Origin of the sequence: Thauera butanivorans NBRC 103042, assembly GCF_001591165.1 — a bacterium.
Classification (GTDB): Bacteria; Pseudomonadota; Gammaproteobacteria; order Burkholderiales; family Rhodocyclaceae; genus Thauera; species Thauera butanivorans.
The window spans coordinates 1-1046 of sequence record NZ_BCUG01000137.1; the positions used below are offsets into that span (position 1 = coordinate 1).

The window sequence follows — 1046 nt, forward strand, 5'->3', positions numbered from 1 at the left end:
GCCGTCGAAGGCAGACACCATCGGCATCAGGTGCGGTTGCTCGTGTTCGAGCATCTCGGCCACCGACAACGCGTACTCGGGATGACGCACTTCCTGCCACAGGGCCTGGCAACGGGCCAGCAGCCAGGCGTTCAGGTCAGCAAAGCTGCCAAAGCGCAACGTGCCGGCCTCCTGCCAGATCCGCCGCCGGCTGTCCTGCACGTTCTTCTCGACGACGCCTTTCTCCCACCCCGAGGCGACGTTGCAGAAGTCCGGATCGAACAGATAGTGCGAGCACAGCGCCGAGAAGCGGGCATTGACCACCCGGCCCTTACCCTTCTTGACCTTGTCGACCGCCGTCTTCATGTTGTCGTAGATGCCGCGCCGGGGAATCCCGCCCAGCGCCTGGAAACTGCGCGTGTGGGCGTCGAACAGCATCTCGTGACTTTGGCTCGGGTAGGCGATCAGCACGAAGGCTCGGCTCGCACACAACTTCAGGTGCGCCACCAGAAGCTTGCGCCAGACCCCGCCGATCACCAGCCGCTCTTCGCTCCAGTCGAACTGGAACGCTTCGCCCAGCTCGAACCTCAGCGGCACAAAGGCGCGCGTCGGCGCGTTCGCGCCCGCCTGCTCACGCCAGTGGCGGATGAAATCGGTCAGGACCGTGTAACCGCCGGCATAGCCCTGCGATTTCAGTTCCGCGTGCAGCGCCTTCGCCGTACGCCGGTCGCGCTTCGGGCGCCGCGCATCGGCTTCCAGCGCCTGCAACAGCGCACCGTGGAAGGGGGCCAACTTGCCCGGTGCTTGCACGCGCCGATAACGCGGCTCGACGGCATCAGGGGCCGTCAGCCACTTCTTCACCGTGTTGCGCGACAGCCCCGTGCGCCGCGCAATCTCCGAACGGGACAGCCCGTCCCGGTAATGCATCCGTCTGACCTTCCCCAACAGTTCCATGGTGATCACCTCATGTCCTCTGCCTCAAAATGAGGCAGAGAGGTTAAACACCCTGGTCAGTCTTCAACCGGAATTCACCCCGTCAGATGGTCAGTTTTCGGCCGGCGCCAACA

Annotated in this window: 1 protein-coding gene; it reads right to left on the reverse strand. The window is 64.3% G+C overall.

What is annotated here, in order from left to right; translation table 11 throughout:
* Positions 1-933 (reverse strand): IS21 family transposase (istA, locus tag TBU01S_RS22695; protein WP_157659267.1); only part of this gene is annotated, 933 nt, incomplete at its 3' end.
* Positions 934-1046 lie beyond the last annotated feature (113 nt).